This window comes from Dietzia kunjamensis (assembly GCF_045689975.1).
GTDB lineage: Bacteria > Actinomycetota > Actinomycetes > Mycobacteriales > Mycobacteriaceae > Dietzia > Dietzia kunjamensis.
Genome location: NZ_CP143297.1, coordinates 1549145 through 1569768 on the forward strand (window position 1 = coordinate 1549145; position 20624 = coordinate 1569768).

Annotated in this window: 18 protein-coding genes; 3 read left to right on the top strand and 15 right to left on the bottom strand. The window is 70.1% G+C overall.

Annotated features, from left to right (window positions below; all coding sequences use genetic code 11):
• Position 1: 1 nt before the first annotated feature.
• The 5 genes from pafA to VZF99_RS07255 form a co-directional block, all read right to left on the bottom strand.
• Entirely contained in the window at positions 2-1408 is a 1407-nt protein-coding gene (pafA, locus tag VZF99_RS07235) for a Pup--protein ligase (RefSeq protein ID WP_407335986.1), read from the bottom strand.
• 6 nt (positions 1409-1414) lie between these two features.
• Positions 1415-1591, bottom strand: a complete 177-nt coding sequence (locus VZF99_RS07240; protein ID WP_154830710.1) for a ubiquitin-like protein Pup — start codon at positions 1589-1591, stop codon at positions 1415-1417.
• A 60-nt stretch (positions 1592-1651) separates the two neighbouring features.
• Positions 1652-3169 (bottom strand): depupylase/deamidase Dop, encoded by a 1518-nt coding sequence (gene dop / locus VZF99_RS07245; RefSeq protein ID WP_407335987.1) that lies wholly within the window; start codon positions 3167-3169, stop codon positions 1652-1654.
• Positions 3166-4866, bottom strand: a complete 1701-nt coding sequence (gene arc / locus VZF99_RS07250) for a proteasome ATPase (protein ID WP_154830712.1) — start codon at positions 4864-4866, stop codon at positions 3166-3168. Before arc ends, dop begins: the two co-directional genes overlap by 4 nt.
• 97 nt (positions 4867-4963) lie before the next feature.
• Positions 4964-5803 (bottom strand): tRNA (adenine-N1)-methyltransferase, encoded by an 840-nt coding sequence (locus VZF99_RS07255; RefSeq protein ID WP_069390069.1) that lies wholly within the window; start codon positions 5801-5803, stop codon positions 4964-4966.
• A 58-nt stretch (positions 5804-5861) separates the two neighbouring features.
• On the opposite strand from VZF99_RS07255, the gene VZF99_RS07260 reads away from it, so the two are divergent.
• On the top strand, positions 5862-6773 hold the full coding sequence (locus VZF99_RS07260) for a RecB family exonuclease (RefSeq protein WP_185950532.1): 912 nt from the start codon (positions 5862-5864) through the stop codon (positions 6771-6773).
• Positions 6773-7540 carry a thioesterase family protein gene (locus tag VZF99_RS07265; protein WP_407335988.1) on the top strand — a complete coding sequence of 256 codons (768 nt, stop codon included), beginning with the start codon at positions 6773-6775 and terminating at the stop codon, positions 7538-7540. The genes VZF99_RS07260 and VZF99_RS07265 overlap by 1 nt, the downstream gene beginning before the upstream one ends.
• Positions 7541-7641: 101 nt before the next feature.
• Here the strand turns inward: VZF99_RS07265 and hisG are convergent, their stop codons facing one another.
• The 5 genes from hisG to metH form a co-directional block, all read right to left on the bottom strand.
• Positions 7642-8493, bottom strand: a complete 852-nt coding sequence (gene hisG / locus VZF99_RS07270; protein WP_120283213.1) for an ATP phosphoribosyltransferase — start codon at positions 8491-8493, stop codon at positions 7642-7644.
• Between the two features lie 49 nt (positions 8494-8542).
• Positions 8543-8806: a phosphoribosyl-ATP diphosphatase gene (locus VZF99_RS07275; protein WP_120283215.1), complete on the bottom strand. Its 264-nt coding sequence runs from the start codon at positions 8804-8806 to the stop codon at positions 8543-8545.
• Positions 8803-9519 (bottom strand): HAD family hydrolase, encoded by a 717-nt coding sequence (locus VZF99_RS07280; RefSeq protein ID WP_407335989.1) that lies wholly within the window; start codon positions 9517-9519, stop codon positions 8803-8805. The genes VZF99_RS07275 and VZF99_RS07280 overlap by 4 nt, the downstream gene beginning before the upstream one ends.
• A gap of 3 nt (positions 9520-9522) precedes the next feature.
• Positions 9523-11424: a heavy metal translocating P-type ATPase gene (locus VZF99_RS07285; protein WP_407335990.1), complete on the bottom strand. Its 1902-nt coding sequence runs from the start codon at positions 11422-11424 to the stop codon at positions 9523-9525.
• A gap of 185 nt (positions 11425-11609) precedes the next feature.
• Positions 11610-15170: a methionine synthase gene (gene metH / locus VZF99_RS07290; RefSeq protein ID WP_269503975.1), complete on the bottom strand. Its 3561-nt coding sequence runs from the start codon at positions 15168-15170 to the stop codon at positions 11610-11612.
• A 49-nt stretch (positions 15171-15219) separates the two neighbouring features.
• Between metH and VZF99_RS07295 the strand changes: the two genes are divergently transcribed.
• The gene (locus tag VZF99_RS07295; RefSeq protein ID WP_067714429.1) at positions 15220-16146 is read left to right on the top strand and encodes a PAC2 family protein; all 927 of its coding nucleotides are present in this window, start codon (positions 15220-15222) and stop codon (positions 16144-16146) included.
• 106 nt (positions 16147-16252) lie between these two features.
• Here VZF99_RS07295 and mshC read toward each other — a convergent pair whose 3' ends face one another.
• From mshC to VZF99_RS07320, 5 genes are read right to left on the bottom strand one after another with little or no spacing between them, the layout of a single operon-like run.
• Positions 16253-17506 carry a cysteine--1-D-myo-inosityl 2-amino-2-deoxy-alpha-D-glucopyranoside ligase gene (mshC, locus tag VZF99_RS07300; protein ID WP_407335991.1) on the bottom strand — a complete coding sequence of 418 codons (1254 nt, stop codon included), beginning with the start codon at positions 17504-17506 and terminating at the stop codon, positions 16253-16255.
• A gap of 25 nt (positions 17507-17531) precedes the next feature.
• A complete protein-coding gene (locus VZF99_RS07305; protein ID WP_185950530.1) occupies positions 17532-18314 on the bottom strand; it encodes an SCO1664 family protein in 783 nt (260 codons plus the stop codon).
• Complete coding sequence (locus tag VZF99_RS07310; RefSeq protein ID WP_407335992.1) at positions 18311-18898, bottom strand: DUF3090 domain-containing protein; 588 nt, start codon at positions 18896-18898, stop codon at positions 18311-18313. The genes VZF99_RS07305 and VZF99_RS07310 overlap by 4 nt, the downstream gene beginning before the upstream one ends.
• Positions 18899-18938: 40 nt before the next feature.
• Positions 18939-19643 carry a histidine phosphatase family protein gene (locus VZF99_RS07315; protein ID WP_120283227.1) on the bottom strand — a complete coding sequence of 235 codons (705 nt, stop codon included), beginning with the start codon at positions 19641-19643 and terminating at the stop codon, positions 18939-18941.
• A gap of 56 nt (positions 19644-19699) precedes the next feature.
• On the bottom strand, positions 19700-20545 hold the full coding sequence (locus VZF99_RS07320; RefSeq protein ID WP_187352239.1) for an undecaprenyl-diphosphate phosphatase: 846 nt from the start codon (positions 20543-20545) through the stop codon (positions 19700-19702).
• Positions 20546-20624 lie beyond the last annotated feature (79 nt).

Here is a 20624-nt window from a genome sequence, read left to right on the forward strand (position 1 = left end):
GCTATCGTCCGAGCGCGGCGACGAGTTCGTCGACACGCGGGTCCTCGTGGGCGAACGGGTCCGTCAGCGCGACGGTGGGCAGGGTGCCGTCGGAGACCTTGAGGTGGACCCAGTCCACGGTGAAGTCGCGCTCGGCGTCCCGGGCGGCCGTGATGAACCTGCCACGCAGCGCGGCGCGGGTGGTCTCGGGGGCGACGGTGCGGGCCCGCTCCACCTCGGCGTCGTCCACGACGCGGGAGACGAGCCCGCGGCGTTCGAGGATCGAGTGGAGCCCGCGTCCGGGCCGCACGTCGTGGTAGGTCAGGTCGATCTGGGACAGCCTCGGGTGGTCGAGGTCGACGCCGGTCTTGTCCTGGACCTGCCGGATGAGCCGCAGTTTGGCGGCCCAGTCGATGTCGGCGGCGATCGACTCGTGGTCCCCGGACTCGACGGCGTCGAGCACCCGCTCCCACAGGGCCACGCACCGCTCGATGTCGGGGCGATCGTCGCGCTCCCAGCCGCCGCTGTCGAGGTAGCGGTGGACCCCGGCGAGAAACTCGCGCTGGATCTCCAGCGCCGTCATGGTGGTGCCGTCGGTCATCGCGACGGGCCGCGTGCCGGTGAGGTCGCGGCTGATCTCCCGAATGGCCCGAACCGGGTGCGCCACCGCCATCGGGCGCAGCTCGACGCCCGCCTCGAGCATCTCCAGCACGAGCCGGGTGCTGGCGATCTTGAGCAGCGTGGTGGTCTCGATCATGTTGGAGTCGCCCACGATCACGTGCATGCGCCGGAACCGGGTCGAGTCGGCGTGCGGCTCGTCTCGGGTGTTGATGAGGGGTCGCGACCGGGTGGTGGCGGACGAGACGCCGTCCCACATGTGTTCGGCGCGCTGGGAGAAGCAGAACGTCGGTTCCTCCGTCTCGCCGAGTCCCACGCCCGCCGGGGTGCCGGGCAGGATCTTGCCGGCGCCGCAGAGGAGCTGCCGGCTCACGAGGAACGGCAACAGTGTGGTGGCGATGCTGCGGACCTGGGTGGCCCGGTCGAGCAGGTAGTTCTCGTGGCACCCGTAGGAGTTGCCCACCGAGTCGGTGTTGTTCTTGAACAGATAGACGTTGACGTCGATCCCCTCGGCGGCGAGTGCCTGCTCGGCCTGCAGGGCGAGGTCGTCGACGATCCGCTCCCCCGCCCTGTCGTGCGCGACGAGCTGGCGCAGGCCGTCGCATTCGGCGGTCGCGTACTCGGGGTGGGAGCCCACGTCGAGGTAGAGGCGGGAGCCGTTCTCCAGGAAGACGTTGGAGCTGCGCCACCGCTCAACGACGGGCCGGAAGAAGTAGCGGGCGATCTCGTCGGCGCCGAGGGACCGCGCGCCGTCACCGCCGACGCTGGTGATCCCGAACTCCGTCTCGATCCCGACGATGCGACGGATCATGGCGGTCTACTGCCCGCCCTTCTGGACGTAGGACTTCACGAACTCCTCGGCGTTGGTCTCGAGGATGTCGTCGATCTCGTCGAGCAGCGAGTCGGCGGAGGTGGTGTCGGCGGCCTTGGCGATCTGGCCGGCCTCGTCGTCGCCCTCGCCGGGGCCGCCGGCGTTCTTCTGGATCCGGGACATGGACTGCTCCTTAACGGTGGGAGGTTCGGTGGTCGGAGGTGCAGGTGTGGGTCGGTGGGGTCACCACGGTGACGGTCCGTCGGTGGTGAGGAAGTCCGGGTGCGCCTCGCAGTACTCCCGGGTCCCGGTGTACGGGTCGGTGAGGTCGACGTGGCGCTGGTGGCCGCGTGAGTCGACGACGACGACGAGGTCCCATCCGGCGGAGTGGATGCTGTCGCCGAGTTCCGCGAGGAAGCGCCCCCTGGCCCAGGCCCGCGTCCGGGCGGGCGGGGTCGTGACGGCGGCCTCGACCTCGTCTGGGGTGGTCAGTCGGCGCATCGCGCCCTTCGCCACCAGACGGTTGTAGAGGCCGCGTTCCGGATCGATGTCGTGGTACTGGAAGTCGATGAGCGCGAGCCGTGCGTGGTCCCAGTCCAGCGCGTCGCGGGCGCGGAATCCCTCTAGCAGACGCAGCTTGGCGGGCCAGTCCAGGCGGTCGGCACACGACATGGGATTCTGCTCGAGGGCGTCGAGGATCTCCCGCCATTCGGCGAGGACCTCGGTGGCCCAGTCCGGTCGGCCGGCGCCGTCGCCGACGAGGTCGGCGACCCGGTCCAGGATCTCGCGTTGGAGACCGATCCCGGTCAGTGCGCGGCCGTCGGGCAGCGGCACCGTGGCGGTCAGCGACGTGTCGTGACTGATGACGTGCACCGCCTCCACGGGGTCGACGGGCAGGAGATCGGAGAAGTCGACGCCCTCCTCGATGGCGTCCAGGACTAGGCATGTGGTGCCGATCTTGAGGTACGTCGCCAGTTCGGACATGTTCGCGTCGCCGATGATCACGTGCAGTCGGCGCCACGTCTCGTCGGACGCGTGCGGCTCGTCGCGGGTGTTGATGATCCCGCGACGCAGGGTCGTCTCGAGCCCGGTGAGCACCTCGATGTAGTCGGCGCGCTGGGAGAGCTGGAAGCCGGCCGTCTCGCCGGACTGCCCGATCCCCACGCGTCCGGCGCCGCAGAACACCTGCCGGGACAGCAGGTGCGGTGCCAGGCTCAGGGTCAGGGCGTCGAAGTCGACGTCGCGGCGGACGAGGTAGTTCTCGTGCGCGCCGTACGAGGCGCCCTTGCCGTCGACGTTGTTCTTGTACAGCTTGAGTTCGGCGTTGCCCTCGGTCGCCGAGGACTCGACCCCGGCGCGGTGCATGACGAGCTCGCCGGCCTTGTCCCAGATCACCGCGTCGCGCGGGGAGTCGACTTCCGGCGCGGAGTACTCGGGGTGCGCGTGGTCGACGTAGAAGCGCGCGCCGTTGGTCAGCACCCGGTTGGTCACCCCGAACTCGCCGGGGTCGTAGGCGCGCACGGCTCCCAGGTCGAAACCGCGGGCGTCGCGCAGGGGCGATTCCGACTCGTAGTCCCAGCGGGTCTCGTCGGCGCCGCCGGCGGACTCCCCGGGGTCGGTGTAGGCCTTGATCACCTGGGTGGAGGTGACCACCGAGCTGAGCAGGGGCTGCCCGACCGCGACGATGCCGAACTCGATCTCGGTGCCGATGATCCGGCCTCGCCCGACCTCACCCGACGCGTTCCGAACGGGAGGGGTCACTGGTCCACGCCCTTGTTGGGGATGGAGACGTCGACGACGCGCTCACCGCGGACACCGGTCAGCCGCGCCCATTCCTGCGGGTTGGAGGTGTTGGGCAGGTCCGCGCTCTCGGCGAACTCGGCGTCGACAGCGTCGAGGAAGTCGTCTGTGGTCAGGCCCTGCCCGGTGCCGTGGACGATGTCCTTGATCGCCAGCTTCTTGGCCCGGTCCACGATGTTGCGCAGCATCGCCCCGGAGGTGAGGTCGGCCAGGTACAGGGAGGATCGGCGGCCCGAGGCGTACACCAGGTGCACGTACGTGGTGGACGCGTCGCGCGTGTAGAGCCTGTCGACGATCCGGTCGATGAGGTCCGCCACGTGCGTCTGCTCGTCCGCGTCCCCGACCTCCTCCGGGTCGAAGCGCAGGTCGGGGGTGATGTATTTCGCCAGGATATCGGTCGCGGCGTCGCGGTCGGGCCGGTCGATGCGGATCTTCAGGTCGAGCCGGCCGGGGCGCAGGATGGCCGGGTCGATCATGTCCTCGCGGTTGGAGGCGCCGATCACGATGACGTTGCGCAGGTCCTCCACGCCGTCGATCTCCGCGAGCAGCTGGGGCACGATCGTGGTCTCCATGTCCGAGGAGACACCGGAACCGCGGGTGCGGAAGATCGAGTCCATCTCGTCGAAGAACACGATGACCGGGTTGCCCTCGGTCGCCTTCTCACGCGCCCGCTCGAAGATGGAGCGGATGTGCCGCTCGGTCTCGCCGACGTACTTGTTGAGCAGTTCCGGGCCCTTGATGGACAGGAAGTACGAGTTGGGATAGCGACCGTCGGAGACGTCGTCGCCCCGGGAGACCGCCGACGCGCGGGCCAACGAGTGCGCGACGGCCTTGGCGATGAGGGTCTTGCCGCAGCCGGGGGGCCCGTAGAGCAGGACGCCCTTGGGTGGGGCCAGGTGGAACTCGCGGTAGAGGTCGTGGTGGATGAAGGGCAGCTCGATGGCGTCGCGGATCTGCTCGATCTGCGGTCCGAGTCCACCGATGTCGGAGTACTCCACCATCGGGATCTCCTCGAGCAGGAGCTCGTCGACCTCGGCCTTGGGCACGACCTCATACGCCACGCCCGCCTTGGGGTCGACCAGCACCGCGTCGCCCGGACGGACCGGGGCGGGGTGCTCGGCGGTCCGACCGCCCCGCAGCGCGGTGGCCAGCACGACGATGTGCTCCTCGTCGTTGCCCATCACGACGCGGGCGCGGACGCCGTCGGCGAGTACGTCACGGAACACGGCGGTGACGCCCGTGACGGGCAGCTCTCCGGAGACCTCGAGCACGGTCAAGGCCTCGTTGAGACGCACCGTCGTACCGGCGGTGAGTTCGGCAGGGTCCACCCCCGGGGCGATCGCGAGGCGCATCCGCCTACCCGCGGCCATGACCTCCACGGAGTCCGGGCCGGAGGGTCGGGCCAGGACCACGCCGTAGGTGCTGGGCGGGGTGCCGAGTCGTTCGACCTCACTCTTGAGCGCCTCGAGCTGGTCGCGCGAGTCCTTGAGCAGGTCCGCGAGCCGGACGTTGCGGGCGCCGAGGGCGTCGATCTTGATCGTCTTCTCGCGGTCCGAGCGGGCCCCCTCGTCCACGGCCTTCCGCAGCCGTGCGAGCTCGGCCCGGTCGATGGCGACCCGGTCCTGCCCGTCGCCGGCCGGGGAACGTCCCTCGGTCACGCGATCACCTGCCCTCCTGGTCGTCGACGAGTCACCTCGTCGTCGTCCCCTCCACCCTATCGGCGGACGCGGGCGCAGGTCCCTGCGAGTCCGCCGGTCAGCCCTTTCCGCTGCGCCGCTTGGGCTTGAGGGTGGTCACGCCCTCGGCGAGCCGGCGGGCGGTCACGAGGAACGCCGTGTGGCCCTGCATGCGGTGCTCCGGACGCACGGCCAGGCCGACCACGTGCCAGCCGCGGTTGATCGACTCCCACGCCCGGGGCTCGGTCCAGCACTGCTGACGCCGCAGGGCCTCCACGACGTCCGACAGCTGGGTCGTGGTGGCCACGTAGGCGACCAGCACCCCGCCGGGCACCAACACGTCGCTCACCGTGGGCAGGCACTCCCAGGGCGCGAGCATGTCCAGCACCACGCGGTCGACCTGGCCCCCCAGCGCCTCCACGGAGGTCTCGGCCAGGTCCGCGACGCGCAGATCCCAGTTCTCGGGGTGCTCGCCGTAGAACGTACGGACGTTGCGCTCGGCGTGCTCGGCGTGGTCCTCACGGATCTCGTACGAGAACACCCGCCCCTCGGGGCCCACCGCCCGGAGCAGCGAACAGGTCAGCGCGCCGGAACCGGCACCGGCCTCCAGGACGCGGGCGCCGGGGAACACGTCACCCTCGTGCACGATCTGCGCGGCGTCCTTGGGGTAGATCACCTGGGCGCCGCGCGGCATGGACAGCACGTAGTCGGTGAGGAGCGGCCGGAGCGCGAGGTAGTGGGAGTCCTTGGTCGAGGTGACGATCGACCCCTCCGGCGCACCGATCAGGTCGTCGTGGCGGACGGCCCCGTGGTGGGTGAAGAACTCGGCGCCCTCGACGAGGACGACCGTGTACTTCCGCCCCTTGGTGTCGGTGAGTTGGACGCGGTCGCCCACGACGAACGGACCGGATCGCTGCACGGGACCTCCAGGGGGACATACGGGCCGGTTGTCCGACCGGTTGTCTACCCTGCCAGGTGTGACGGATCCCCTGGAAATCGGCGGCATCCCGGCAGCGGGCGACGTACCCCTGCCGGAACGCAAGCCCCTCGCCCTGTCCGCCTCGCGCGCGGCGGACTTCCGGCAGTGCCCGCTGCTGTACCGCCTGCGCACCATCGACCGGATCCCGGAGCCCAAGACACGCGCCCAGGTGACGGGCACCGTCGTCCACTCGGTGCTCGAGGAGCTCTACGGCCTCGAGCAGTCCGATCGGGCGCCGCAGCGCGCCGCGGACCTCGTCCCCGCCGCCGTCGAGCACTTCTACGCGGCGGAGGACGGGGCCGACGTGGTACCTGTGGCCGAACGCCCCGGGTTCGAGGCCGAGGTCGCGGGCCTGGTCTCGGCCCTCTACGGCGTCGAGGACCCGCAGCGCTTCTCCCCCGCCTCGTGCGAGCAGTACCTGCTCACGGCCACTCAGTCGGGCACCCCGCTCCACGGCTACCTCGACCGGGTCGACGTGGCGCCGACCGGCGAGGTCAGGGTCGTCGACTACAAGACCGGCAAACCCCCGAACCCGCGGTACCAGCACCAGGCGATGTTCCAGATGCGCTTCTACGCCCTGATGTACCACCGCGTCCACGGGGTGCTCCCCGCCCAGCTCAAACTCATCTACCTCAAGAACGGCAGCTGGCTCACCCTCACCCCGGATCATGCATCCCTGGGCGAGACCGAGGCGTCCCTCGACTCTCTCTGGTCGGAGATCGAGCGGGCCGGGGAGACCGGGGACTTCCGCCCCCGTACGTCCCGCCTGTGCGACTGGTGCAATCATCAGGCCCTGTGTCCGGCGTACGGCGGTACCCCGCCGGAGTACCCGGGGTGGCCCGGGACGCGGGTGGTACCAGCCGGGACGGACACTCTGCTGTCAGGTCAGGGAGAACCGAGGAGAACATGATGACGGAGGCCTACTTCGAGCCGCTGGGTACCGACGGCGGCTGGGAGGTCTTCCGAGCGACGCCGCACACCGTGAGCGCCTGGGGCCCCGACCTGCAACACGGGGCCCCGCCCTCTGCCCTCCTCACCCGGGCGATGGATCGGCTGGACCCGTCCGAGGAGACTCGCATCGCGCGGGTGGCGGTCGACCTGCTGGGTCCGGTGCCCCTGGGCGAGTTGCGGACGCGGGCGCGCGTGACCCGACCGGGCCGGCGGATCCAGCTGGTCGAGTCCGAGCTCGAGGCGCGGGGACGGATCGTCGCCCGGGCGAGTGCGTGGCGGATGCTCGTCAGCGACACCGCGGAGGTCGAGCAGACGCTGGATCAGCCCCGCCGGCTGCCTGGGGCCGATCACAACAGTGAGTTCTTCAACCGCTGGACCAGCGGTTACATCGACTCTCTCGAGATCCGGGGTGCCGAGGACGGCACGGTGTGGGCGCGGCCCACCCTGCCGCTGGTGGCAGGTGAGGAGACGACCCCCGCCGAGCACGTGATGTGCGTGGCGGACATCGCCAACGGCGTCGGAGCGGTCCTCGAGCCCCACGAGTGGCGATTCCTCAATACCGACGTCATCACGCACCTGCACCGCCGGCCCGTCGGGCAGTGGATCGGGGTGACAGCGCGGGCCTCGATCGGTCCCGACGGGGTGGGCGCGACCACCGGAACGCTCTTCGACGAGGTCGGTGCGATCGGCCACACCCTGCAGGCGTTGCTGGTCGAGCGGGTCTGATCGGGCGCGGTCCCAGCCCGAGGATCCGCTACTCCGACTGCGGATCCGCTACCCCTGTGCGGGTAGCGGATTCGAAGGGAGGGTAGCGGATCTTCTGGTTGTCAGCCCATCCGGCAGGAGCGGATGTCGGTCGCGATGACCGACTTCGCACCGGAAGCGGCGAGCTCGTCCATGATCGAGTTGACCCGCTTGCGCGGCACCATCGACCGGACGGCGATCCACGCCGGGTCCGCCATCGGCGAGACCGTGGGCGACTCGATGCCCGGCGTGATCGCCGAGACCTCGTCGAGCAGATCCTTGGGGCAGTTGTAGTCGAGCATCATGTACTGCTGGGCGAACACCACGCCCTGCAGGCGCGCCCTGAGCTGTGCCATCGCCCCGGACACCTCGGCGTCCGCCCGGGAGATCAGCACGCCCGAGGAGTCGCACAGGATGTCGCCGAACGCCTCCAGGCCGTGGACCTTGAGCGTCCGCCCGGACCCCACGACGTCGGCGATGCAGTCGGCCACCCCCAGCTGGATCGAGATCTCCACGGCGCCGTCGAGGCGGATGACCTCCGCCTCGACCCCCCGCTGCTGGAGGTCCCGACGCACGATATTGGGGTACGAGGTCGCGATCCGTGCGCCGGCGAGCCGGTCGGTGGACCATCCCGCCCCGGCGGGACCGGCGTAGCGGAAGGTGGAGTGGCCGAAGCCCAGATCGAGGAGCTCATCGACCTCGGCCATGGAATCCGCGGCCAGATCCCGGCCGGTGATGCCCATCTCGAGGCGGCCGGAGCCCACATAGACGGCGATGTCCTTGGGACGGAGGAAGAAGAACTCGACGTCGTTGTCCGGGTCGATCAGTGTGAGGTCTTTGCTCCCCTCGTGCCGACGGCGGTACCCCGCCTCGGCGAGCATCTCGGAGGCGGACTCGGACAGGGCGCCCTTGTTGGGCAGTGCGACGCGCAGCATGACGGGGGCTCCGGGATCTGTGAGCGTGAGGGTGGACGCGGGGCGGGGTCTAGAGATGTCGGTAGACGTCCTCGAGGCCGAGTCCGCGCCTGAGCATCATGACCTGGGTCCAGTACAGGAGCTGCGAGATCTCCTCCGCCAGTTCCTCGTCGGACTGGTACTCGGCGGCGATCCACACCTCTCCGGCTTCTTCGATGACCTTCTTGCCCAGATGATGCACACCCTTGTCGAACGCGGCGACGGTGCCGGACCCCTCGGGGCGCGCGGTGATGCGCTCGGACAGCTCGGTGAACAGCGAGTCGAAGGTCTTCACACGCTCGATTGTCCCATAGCCGCGCCCACGGGTGTGCCGGAGGTGAGCCCGTGGAGCGCCGCGGTGTCGACGCCCTCCAGGGTGTCGTGGGTGTGGGCCCCGACGACGCTGGGCTGGCCGTCGGTCGACGGGATGTACAGCACCCGGCATCCGGCGGCGACCGCCGCGGTCGCGCCGGTGACGGAATCCTCCACCGCCACCGCCGAGCCGGGCTCCACCCCGAGCCGGGCACACGCGAGGAGATACGGGTCCGGGGCGGGCTTGGCCTCGGTGACCATGCACCCGGTGACCACCACGTCGAAGCGGGAGCGGTCGATGAACTCGAGGGGCACCACCGCGACATCGGCGGTGGTGTTGGTGACCAACGCGACCGGAGTCCCCGTCGACGCGATATCGGCGAGGAGATCCTCGGCGCCCGGCCGCCACCTCATATCAGTTCGCATCAACTCGGTGACCCGGGAGTTCAAGCGGTGGGCGAGGCGGTCGAACTCCTCGCCCACGATCCGGCGACCCGTGTACTCGCCGAGGATTTCGAAGAACCCGTGGAGGGAGTTGCCCAGCGTCCTCTCGCGCGTCGTCTCGTCGAGGGGGCGCCCCAGGTGCTCGGCGAGCTCGTACACGGCGATGTCCCACAGTCGCTCGGTGTCGACGAGGGTGCCGTCCATGTCGAGACAGACGGCGGCCGGAACACTGTCAGAGGAATTGCTGGTCACGGCCTACTGTCTACCCGAGTCAGGTGAACCGGGGGTGACCCGAGGCGCCGATTGCGACGGGATCGCATCGAAGTCACTGAGCTTCCGTGGCGCCATCACGACGCGCGCCGAGTTGAGGATCGCCAGCACATCGATGACCTCCTGCGCGATCGCCCCCGCGAGAGGGCTCAGCAACCCGAAGACGGCGAGGAGCATCCCGATCATGGAGGCGGCCATCCCGCCGACCGCTGACTGCAGGGCGATCCGACGCATACGCGCTCCGATATGGAGCAGGTCGTCGAGGCGCTCCAGTGAGGAATCCAGCACCACCGCGTCGGCGGCCTCGGACGTCACGTCGGAGGTGGCACCGAACGCGACTCCTGCGGTCGCGGCCGTCATCGCCGGGGCGTCGTTGATGCCGTCCCCGAGGAACAGCGTCGGCCCCGCGGCAGTGCGTTCGCGGACGATCGCGAGTTTGCCCTCGGGGCTGACCCCGCCGTACACCTCACTGATGCCCACCCGGTCCGCCAACCGGCGGACCTCGGTCTCGCGGTCACCCGAGATGATCATCATGTGCTTGACGCCGTGCGAGCGCGGCAGATGTGCGATGAAGTCGCCTGCGGTCGCCCGCGGTTCGTCCCGGAACCGGAGGGTGGCGGCGTACCGGTCGTCCAGGAGGACGATCGATTCCAGACCGGCCTCCGTCCCCGGGAGGAGGTCGACGGCGTCGGGGTCGACCGCGGCGAGTCCACGACGGTTGGTCAGGCGAAGGCTGTGGCCGCCCACCTCACCGACCAGTCCGGCGCCGGGTTTCTCGGCGACCGAGCTGAGTGGTGGTATGGCGAGACCTCGTTCGGTGGCGGCGTCGACGACAGCTCGGGCAAGAGGATGACGGGAGTAGACCTCGACCGCCGCTGCGGTCGCCAGCACGCCATCCGGATCGGTGCCCGGTCGAGGAATGATCTCGGTCAGGACGGGGCGACCGTAGGTCAGTGTGCCCGTCTTGTCGAACATCATCGTCTCGATCCGGCTGACGTTCTCGAGCATTCCCGGGTTCCGGATGATGATCCCACGCTTGGCGGACAGCGAGATGGCGCCGATGATGGCGACCGGTACGCCGATGAGCAGTGGACACGGGGTCGCGACGACCACTACGGCGAGGAAGCGGGTCGGGTCGCCCGAGATGGCCCAGCCGAGGACGCCGAGGGCAAGTGCGACCAGCGTGTACCAGGCGCCGAGACGGTCGGCCAGGCGACGCATCGGGGGCCGGTGTTCCTCCGCCTCCCGCAGGACGCCGACGATCTGCGCGTACCGGGAATCTGCCGCCCGGCGTTCGGCCCGGACGGTCAACGCCACCTCGCCGTTGACGGCCCCGGAGAGCACCTGGGAGCCGGGTGACTTCGGCACGACGTACGGTTCGCCGGTCAGGAACGACTCGTCCATGGCGCCGTCGCCACCCACGACCTCGCCGTCGACGGGGCACAGTTCATGAGGCAGGACGAGGAGGAGGTCATCCACGCGGACCTCCTCGGCGCGGATGTCGTCCACGCCCGCGGCCGTAGAGTCCCCGCGGAGTCGATGCGCGATCGTGGGACTGCGCCGCGCGAGAGCGTCGAGGGTGGCCGATGCCCTCCGCGACGCCGCGGCCTCGAGCGCCTCGCCGCCGGACAGCATGAGGACGACGATCGCGGCGACCAGCCACTCGTCGAGAGCGACCGCCGTGATGATCGAGATGGCGGCGAGCATGTCCGCCCCACCCGCGCTCCTCACCGCCGAGCGCAGTACCTCGAGGATGAGTGGGACCCCGCCGACCACGACCACCGCGACCAGGGGCGCCCGGATCGACCACTCGACCGTCGTGGAGACACCGGGACCGGTGACCGCGCGCGACACGAGGTGGATCGCGATGGCCAGGACGGTGGCCATCGCCAGTACCCCCTGGCGAGAGCCGACGAAGGTGCGGAGTGGCCCGTCCGCCCGGCCCCGCGTCGATGCCGACGCGGGGCTGGTGGATTCACCGCCAGATCGGTGCCCGATGGTGTGCATGACTTCATCATCCGCCGTCGGGTATGTCCTCTACCAGCAAGGACAGGCTGTCCTGCGTGCCCGCCTCAGACGTTGAAGTACTTCGCCTCCGGGTGGTACAGCACGAACGCGTCGGTCGACTGCTCGGGATGCAACTGCAGTTCCTCGGAGAGTTCGACGCCGATGCGCTCGGGCTCGAGCAGATCGACGACCACCTTGCGGGACTCCAGGTCGGGGCAGGCGCCGTAGCCGAAGCTGTACCGGGCACCCCGGTACTTGAGGTTGAAGTACTCCTCGATGCTGTCCGGGTCCTCGTCGGAGACCGTGCCCTCGGGCAGGCGGAGTTCGTCGCGGACCCGTCGGTGCCAGAACTCGGCGAGGGCCTCGGTGAGCTGCACGGACAGGCCGTGTACCTCGAGGTAGTCCCGGTAGTTGTCCGCGGCGAACAGCTCGTTGGCGAAGTCCGCGATGGGCGTGCCCATGGTGACCAGCTGGAACGGCAGCACGTCCACCACTCCCTCGGCCTCGCAGCGCTCCTTGGAGGCCAGGAAGTCGGGGATGGCCAGGAAGCGCGGTCGCTGCTGGCGCGGGAACGCGATCTTGTGGAGCACCTCGGCGTCGGGGCGCGGCTCGGCGAGCACCCAGATCTCCTCGCCCACCGAGTAGGCCGGGAAGTAGCCGTACACCACGGCCGAGTGGGACAGGATGTTCTCGGTGGTCAACCGGTCGATCCACGAACGCAGGCGGGGCCTGCCCTCGGTGGCCACGAGCTCCTCGTAGTCCGGCCCGTCGCCGCTGCGGGTGCCCCGCAGGCCCCACTGGCCGAAGAACAGGGCACGCTCGTCCAGGTGACCGGCGTAGTCCGCCACCGGGATCCCCTTGGCGATCCGGGTCCCCCAGAACGGAGGGGTCGCGATCGGCTGGTCGGCCGCGACGTCCGACCGCTCGGGGACCACGACGGGCTCGGCCTCGGCGGCGCGCTTGGCGGCGATCCGCTCACTGCGAGCGCGGCGCTCGCGGCGTTCTTCGGCCTTGGCCGCGGACTCCGACGACTGCGACATCGGGACCCCGGTCCGTTTGGACGTCATCACCTCGTCCATGAGCCGCAGGCCCTCGAACGCGTCCCGCGCGTAGAACACCTCACCCTGGTACATCCCGGCGAGATCGACCTCGACGTAGGACCGGGTCAGCGCAGCACCGCCGAGTAGGACCGGGAACTCCCCGGCGATCCCCTCCGAGTTGAGCTCGGCGAGGTTGTCCTTCATCACGACGGTCGACTTCACGAGCAGGCCGGACATGCCGATCACGTCGGCCTTGTGCTCGCGGGCCGCGGAGATGATCTCCGAGATCGGCTGCTTGATGCCGATGTTGACCACGTCGTAGCCGTTGTTGGACAGGATGATGTCCACGAGGTTCTTGCCGATGTCGTGCACGTCGCCCTTGACCGTGGCCAGGACGATGCGGCCCTTGCCGTCCTCGTCGCTGGCCTCCATGTGGGGCTCCAGGTGGGCGACCGCGGCCTTCATGGTCTCCGCCGACTGCAGGACGAACGGCAGCTGCATCTGACCGGACCCGAAGAGCTCACCCACGGTCTTCATCCCACCGAGCAGGTGGGTGTTGATGATCTCCAGAGGGGGGATCTCCGCCATCGCGGCGTCGAGGTCCGCCTCGAGTCCCTTGCGCTCGCCGTCGACGATCCTGGCCGACAGCCGCTCCATGAGCGGCATCGCGGCGAGCTCGGCCGCGCGCGCGTCCTTGGCGCCGGCCGCGGACACGCCCTCGAACAGCTCCATGAACACCTGGAGGGGGTCATATCCCTCACCGCGACGGTCGTAGACCAGGTCGAGGGCGACCTCCCGCTGGCGCTCGTCTATCTTGCTCATGGGCAGGATCTTGGAACTGTGCGCGATCGCGGTGTCCAGACCCGCCTGGATGCACTCGTGCAGGAACACCGAGTTGAGCACCTGGCGGGCAGCCGGGTTGAGGCCGAACGAGATGTTCGACAAGCCGAGCGTGGTGTGGATCTTCGGGTGTGACCCGGTGAGTCGGCGGATGGCCTCGATGGTCTCGATGCCGTCGCGGCGGACCTCCTCCTGGCCGGTCGAGATGGGGAAGGTCAGACAGTCGATGATGATGTCCTCCTCCGCCACCCCCCAGTTACCGGTGAGGTCGGCGATGAGCCGCTCGGCGATCTCGACCTTGCGATCCGCGGTCCGGGCCTGGCCCTCCTCGTCGATGGTCAGTCCGACCACAGCCGCGCCGTGGCGGGAGACCAGCTGCATGATCCGCTGGAAACGGGACTCCGGCCCGTCGCCGTCCTCGTAGTTGACCGAGTTGACCGCGCAGCGGCCACCCAGCTTCTCCAGACCGGCCTCGATGACACCGGGCTCGGTCGAGTCGAGCATGATCGGCAGCGTCGAGGAGGTCGCGAGCCGGCCGGCCAACTCCTTCATGTCGTCGGAGCCGTCCCGGCCGACGTAGTCCACGCAGAGGTCGACCATCTGCGCACCGTCGCGCATCTGCTCCTTGGCGATGTCCATGCAGGTGTCCCAGTCGCCGGCGAGCATGGCCTCGCGGAACCGCTTGGAACCGTTGGCGTTGGTGCGCTCGCCGATCATGAGGATGCCGGCGTCGGCGCGCAGGGGGGTCGAGCTGTACAGCGAGGCGACCGCGTTGACGGGCTCCACCCGACGCTCGGCCTTCTCGCGGCCCAGGACCTCGTCGCGCAGGCGGGTGATGTGCTCGGGGGTCGTTCCGCAGCACCCGCCCACCATCGACAGGCCGAACTCGGAGACGAAATCGGCCACCTGCGGCGCGAACGCGTCGGCGCCCAGGGGGTAGACGGCGCCGTGCTCACCGAGCTCCGGCAGTCCCGCGTTGGGCATGACCGACACGGGGATTCCGGCGTGCCGGGACAGGAACCGCAAATGCTCGATCATCTCGGCCGGACCCGTGGCGCAGTTGAGGCCGATCATGTCGATGCCCAGCGGCTCCAACGCGGTGAGGGCCGCGCCGATGTCCGAGCCGAGCAGCATGGTGCCCGTGGTCTCGATGGTGACGTGGGAGATGATCGGCAGCCGCCGGCCGGCGGCGGCCATCCCGTCCTGGCACCCGAGCACCGCGGCCTTGACCTGGAGCAGGTCCTGGCTCGTCTCGATGAGGTAGGCGTCCGCGCCACCTCGTGCCAGCCCCTCGGCGGCCTGGGCGTACGCGTCCCGCATCTCCTCGAAGGTGGTCTGACCCAGGGAGGGCAGCTTGGTGCCCGGCCCGAGGGAACCCAGCACCATCCGGGGGGTCCCGTCCTCGGACGGACCCATCTCGTCGGCGACCTTGCGGGCGATCGCCGCGCCCTTCTCCGCGAGCTCACCGATCCGGTCGACGATGTCGTAGTCGCCCAGGTTGGACAGGTTGCAGCCGAAGGTGTTGGTCTCCACCAGATCGGCGCCAGCGGTGAAGAACGCCCGGTGGATGTCCTCCACGACGTCCGGACGTGTGGCGTTGAGGATCTCGTTGCAGCCCTCCAGGCCCAGGAAGTCCGCGTCCACGTCTAAGTCGACGGCCTGCAACATCGTGCCCATCGCCCCGTCACCGATCAGTACTCGCCGACGGGCGGCATCCAATAAGGGCGAATCGAAATCGACAGACATGGCCCCAGTGTATGGGTGGGGAACAACCGGACGAACGTAGGCTGTACTAATGACTGTCCAATGGAGTCCCGACGGGCATCTCGATCTGGAGAGCCCGGTGATGATCGTGGCCTTCGAGGGCTGGAACGACGCCGCGGACGTGGCGACCGGCACCATCGAACACCTCGCCCTGAACTGGGAGGCCCGCCAGATCGCCGAGGTCGGCGGTGACGAGTTCTTCGACTACCTGGACCAGCGGCCCGTCGTCCGGATCTCGGGCGGGGTGTCCCGCTCGGTGGAGTGGCCCCGGGTGGTGGTGTCGGCGTGTCGACCGGACGGGTTCGCCGCGGACGTGTTGCTGGTGCGGGGGCCCGAGCCGGCCCTGAAGTGGCGCCGGTTCGCCTCGGAGTTCGTCGACCTGGTCGACACCCTCGGGGTGTCCCAGGTGATCCTGCTGGGGGCCTACCTCGCCGACGTGCCGCACACCCGTCCGGTCCCGCTCACCGGCGCGGCGTTCAGCCGGCAGCGGATGGCGACGATGGGCGTCGAACCGTCGGACTACGAGGGGCCCACCGGGATGTCCGGGGTGCTCCAGCAACTGCTCACCGAGGCGGGGGTGCCCACGCTGAGTGTGTTCGCGGGGGTCCCCCACTACGTGGCCTCGCCGCCGAACCCTCGGGGCACCGAGGCGATGTTGTCCTGGATCGCGGAGAACCTGGGCATGGCGGTACCGATGGACGCGCTGCGCGTGCAGGCGCGGACGTGGGCCGACCGTGTCGACGCAGCCGCGGGCGAGGACGAGGACCTCCGCGATTACATCCAGTCCCTCGAGGACCGGATGGATGAGGACTCCGGAGTGACCCCGGGGGTCGACCCGGAGCCCGACCGCGGCCGCGCGTCGGGTGGGGAGGCCATGCCGCTGGTCGACGGCGACGCGATCGCGGCCGAGTTCGAGCGCTTCCTACGGGGCGAGCGGGACGAGCCCGACGCCGGGTGACCCGCGGCCGGCCGGGTCGCGGCACGCGCGTCCCGCAGGCAGGCGTGTGCCGCCGGTCAGCCAGCCAGGCGGCCCCGCCGGTCAGCAGGTCAGCCGGCCCGGCCGGTCAGGCGGCGGTCGACGGGATGCCGAGAAGAGCGTCCAGGGCGGTCGCGACCGCGACACCGGCGGCCGGGTCCGCCTCGTCACCGCCCAGCGTCGCCTCCGCCCACGCGTCGATCACGGCCAACGCGCCGGGCGTGTCCAGGTCGTCCGCGAGGCGCTCGCGCAGAGCCGTGATCGCGGCCGCCGAGTCCGCACCGGCGCCGCGGGCGACTGCCCGGTTCCACGTGTCGTACCGGAGGCGGGCGGCCTCGAGGAGCTCCCCGGACCAGGACCGGTCCACGCGGTAGTGCCCGGCGAGCAGGCCGAGCCTGATGAGCGCCGGGTCGACGCCCTCCTCCCGCAGCGCCTGCACGCGCACCAGGTTGCCGAGCGACTTGCTCATCTTCACGCCGTCGAGCCCGATCATCGCGGCGTGGACGTAGAAACGGGCGAAGGGCGCCTCCCCCGTGGCCGCCTCGGCGTGGGCGGCGGAGAACTCGTGGTGGGGGAAGGCCAGGTCGCTGCCGCCACCCTGGATGTCGAACTCCATCCCCAGTCGGTTGCGGGCGATCGCCGAGCACTCGATGTGCCACCCGGGTCGGCCCGCCCCCCAGGGGGAGGGCCACGCCGGCTCGCCGGGACGATTGACACGCCACAGCAACGCATCCAGCGGGTGTTCCTTGCCGGTTCGGTCGGGGTCGCCACCGCGCTCGGCGAAGGCGGCGGCCATCTCGTCGTCGTCGTAGCCCGACTCGTACCCGAACTCCTCGGTCGCGCGGTGGCGGTAGTAGACGTCGGGGTAGCCGTCGACGGCGGGGTCGATGCAGTAGGCGTGACCACGCTCGAGGAGCTCGGCCACCATCTCCACGACCTCGTCGATGGTCTCGGTGGCCGCGACGTAGTCACGCGGCGGGAGAACCCGGAGCGCCTCCATGTCCTCGCGGAACCTGTCGGTCTCGCGGTCCCCCAGCTCCTGCCAGTCGACGCCGTCACGCTCGGCCCGCTCGAACAGCGGGTCGTCGACATCGGTGGTGTTCTGGACGTAGTGGACCTCGTGCCCGGCGTCGAGCAGCTGACGGTAGACGAGGTCGAACGTGAGATAGGTGGCCGCGTGACCGAGATGGGTGGTGTCGTACGGGGTGATCCCGCAGACGTACATGCGTGCGACGGGCCCCGGCGCCACCTCGCGGGCCTCCCCGCCGGCCGTGTCGAACAACCTCAGGGGGACGCCGTCGCCGGGGACCGAGGGGACGACAGGCGTGGACCACGAGTGCATGCGGCCGAGTCTAGAGAGCACGCGGTCAGAAGAGCGGCCAGGGTAAGGGGTAGCCGGGGCCGGGAACGGGGAACACCCGGGTCGCGAGGAGGGTGTCGACGCGCTCGGTGAGAGCCTCGACCTCGGCGGAGGAGAGCAGGTCGGACAGGGCCGCGCCGAGTGCGCCGCCCTCTGCCAGGTCGCGCCGGAGACGCTCCAACCCCGCCACCTCGTCGGCGGTGAGGGGTTGACCCGCCCACCCCCACAGGACGGTGCGCACCTTGGGCTCGGTGTGGAAGGACAGGCCGTGGTCGATCGCCCAGACGACCCCCGCGGCGTCGACGAGGACGTGTCCGCCCTTCCGGTCGGCGTTGTTGACCACGTGGTCGAACACCGCGATACGGCGCAGCCGGTCGTCGGTGCCGTGTGCCACCACCACGTCCTCGCCCCGCGCGCCCTCCCCCCGCAGCACGACCGCCCGGCCGCCCGGGACGGCGTCGGCGGGGTGGACGTCGATCGGGTCGTGCCCGGAGCGTTGCTCGCGATCGATCTCCTCGATCCAGCGCTGGGCCATCCCCGGCCCGCCCGGGCCGTGCGCGGCCACGGTCTGTGGCACGAGGTCCCAGCCCAACGCCTCGGAGATCGCGTGTGCGGCGATCTCCCGCGCGGCGAGGCTGCCGTCGGGGAAGTCCATCAGCGGCCGCTCCCCCGCCGACGGCTTGTAGACCCAGCTGTCCCCGTGGGCGTCCACACAGTGGTAGACCGCGTTGCTGCCGGACGGGATCCGGTACAGCACGGTGAGTTCGGGGCTGACCGGGCGGTCGGTCACGGGTCGATGAGGTCGGTGAGCGCCTCACCGGACCGCGGGAGGTAACCGTTGAGGCGGACGCACAGGTGGCCGGTGGTGTCGATCGGTTCGCCGCACAGCGGGCACGGGGCACGGCCGGCGGAGACGACCTTCTCGCTGCGGAGCACGAACTGCCGGGCCCGCTGGGGGGTGAGGAAGACGCGCAGCGCGTCCGGCGCGTCCTCGGCGTCCGACAGCACCACCGACTCGTCTGTGGCGGACGGGTCCATCGCCAACAACTCCACCACCATCTTGGAGTGCTCCCCGTCCCAGCCGAGCCCCATGGTGCCCACCTGGAACTCGGCGTCGACCGGCATCTCGAGCGGGTCGAGATCATCCACGACGCCGCCGGCCGGCGGGATCGGGACGTCGGACTTGGCGGCGATCTCGTCGAGCAGGTCGCCCATCCTCTCGGAGAGGATCTGGGCCTGCTGCTTCTCGCACCGCACCGAGATGGTCCGGCCCGACTCGGTGGCCTGGACGAAGAAGACGCGCTCGCCCGGCTGGCCGACCGTGCCCACCACGAACCGGGTCGGGTCGCGGAACTCGTGCACTGCCCTGCTCATGCGGGTGGTCTCCTCGTGGGGTGGATGGTGGTGCGGATCATCAGGCTACGTTCCCGCCGGGGACGGCGTCCGAGCTGGCGTGCCCCGCCGTGGCGTCGCCGACCCGGCCGGCCGGGTCCCCGCGGAGACCCGCCAGGTCGCCGCCGGTGTCGTTGACCCGGAGCACGAACGGGCGGTGTGGCGTGTACCGGACCACGGACACCGACGCGGGTTCCACCACGATCCGCTGGAACTGGTCCAGGTGCATCCCGTAGGCGTCCGCGATCACCGCCTTGATGACGTCGCCGTGGCTACACGCCACCCACAGCACGTCGCGATCCGCCTCCTCCGCCAGGCGCTGGTCGTGGCGACGGATGGCGGTCACCGCCCGACCGGCCATCCCGGCCAGGGACTCGCCGTCCGGGAAGACCGCCGACGAGGGGTGTTGCTGGACCACCGACCACAGGTGCTCGGAGGCGAGGTCCTTGAGTGGTCGGCCCGTCCAGGAGCCGTAGTCGACCTCGACCAGCTCCTCGTCGACCAGTGGCTCCACGCCCAGCGACCGCGCCAGGGGTTCGACCGTCTGACGGCACCGCATGAGGGGCGACCGGACGACCGCCTCGACGGGTAGTTCCCCGAGTCGACGGCCGAGTTCCGCGGCCTGGGCGTGACCGGTCTCGTCGAGGCCGACCCCCGGTGTACGGCCTGCCAACGTGAGGGCGGTGTTGGCGGTGGATCGGCCGTGCCGGAGCAGGATGACGGTCATACGGGAAGATTACCGACGGCCCGCCGGGTCGGTCACCGGCCGGGCGGCGGCCCCGGTCAGGTCGCGGGGATCGTGCCGGTGCCGAGCAGGATCATCACCAGGGCGCCGAGGAGGATGCGGTACCCGGCGAACCAGGCGAGCGAGTGGTTCTGCACGAACCTCAAGAGCCAGGCGATGGCCGCGTACCCGATGACGAACGCGATCGCCGACCCCACGAGGAGCTGGAATCCGCTCGCCGACTGCCCCACCGACGGTTCGAACGCGTCGGGGAGGCTGAACAGGCCCGAGGCGAGGACTGCGGGGATGGCCAGCAGGAACGAGAACCGCGCCGCGGCCTCGCGCGACATGTTGAGGAACAGGCCGGCGGAGATCGTGCCCCCGGAGCGGCTCACGCCCGGGATGAGCGCCAGACACTGGGCCAGCCCCATGACGATCGCGTCCTTCATCGTCAGACCCTCGAGCGATTTGGCGTCGACGGGGCGATCCTGCCGGCCGAATCTCTCGGCGAGCAGGAACACGAAGGAGAAGACGATGAGCACGATGGCGGTGATCCAGAGGTTCCGCGCGGCGTCACGGATGAAGTCCTTGCCGACGAAACCGATGAGGGCGATCGGGACCGACCCGACGATGACGAACCACCCGAGGCGATAATCCGGGTCGGCGCGGTGCTCGGAGTTGAACACGCCCCGGAACCAGGCCACGAGGATGCGCACGATGTCCTTGAAGAAGAACACCAGCACCGCGGCCTCGGTGCCCAGCTGGACCACGGCGGTGAAGGACGCGCCCGCGTCCTCGCCGAAGAACCAGGTGGAGAAGATCCGTAGGTGGCCGGACGACGACACCGGCAGGAACTCGGTGAGGCCCTGGAGCACCGAGAGCACGACGACCTGGAGCCAGGACATCCCTTCCGCGGTGGGCGCGGCGAGGACCGATGTGTTCACGTGCGCTGTTTCCTCTCGGGTTCCGGCGGATCGGACGCGG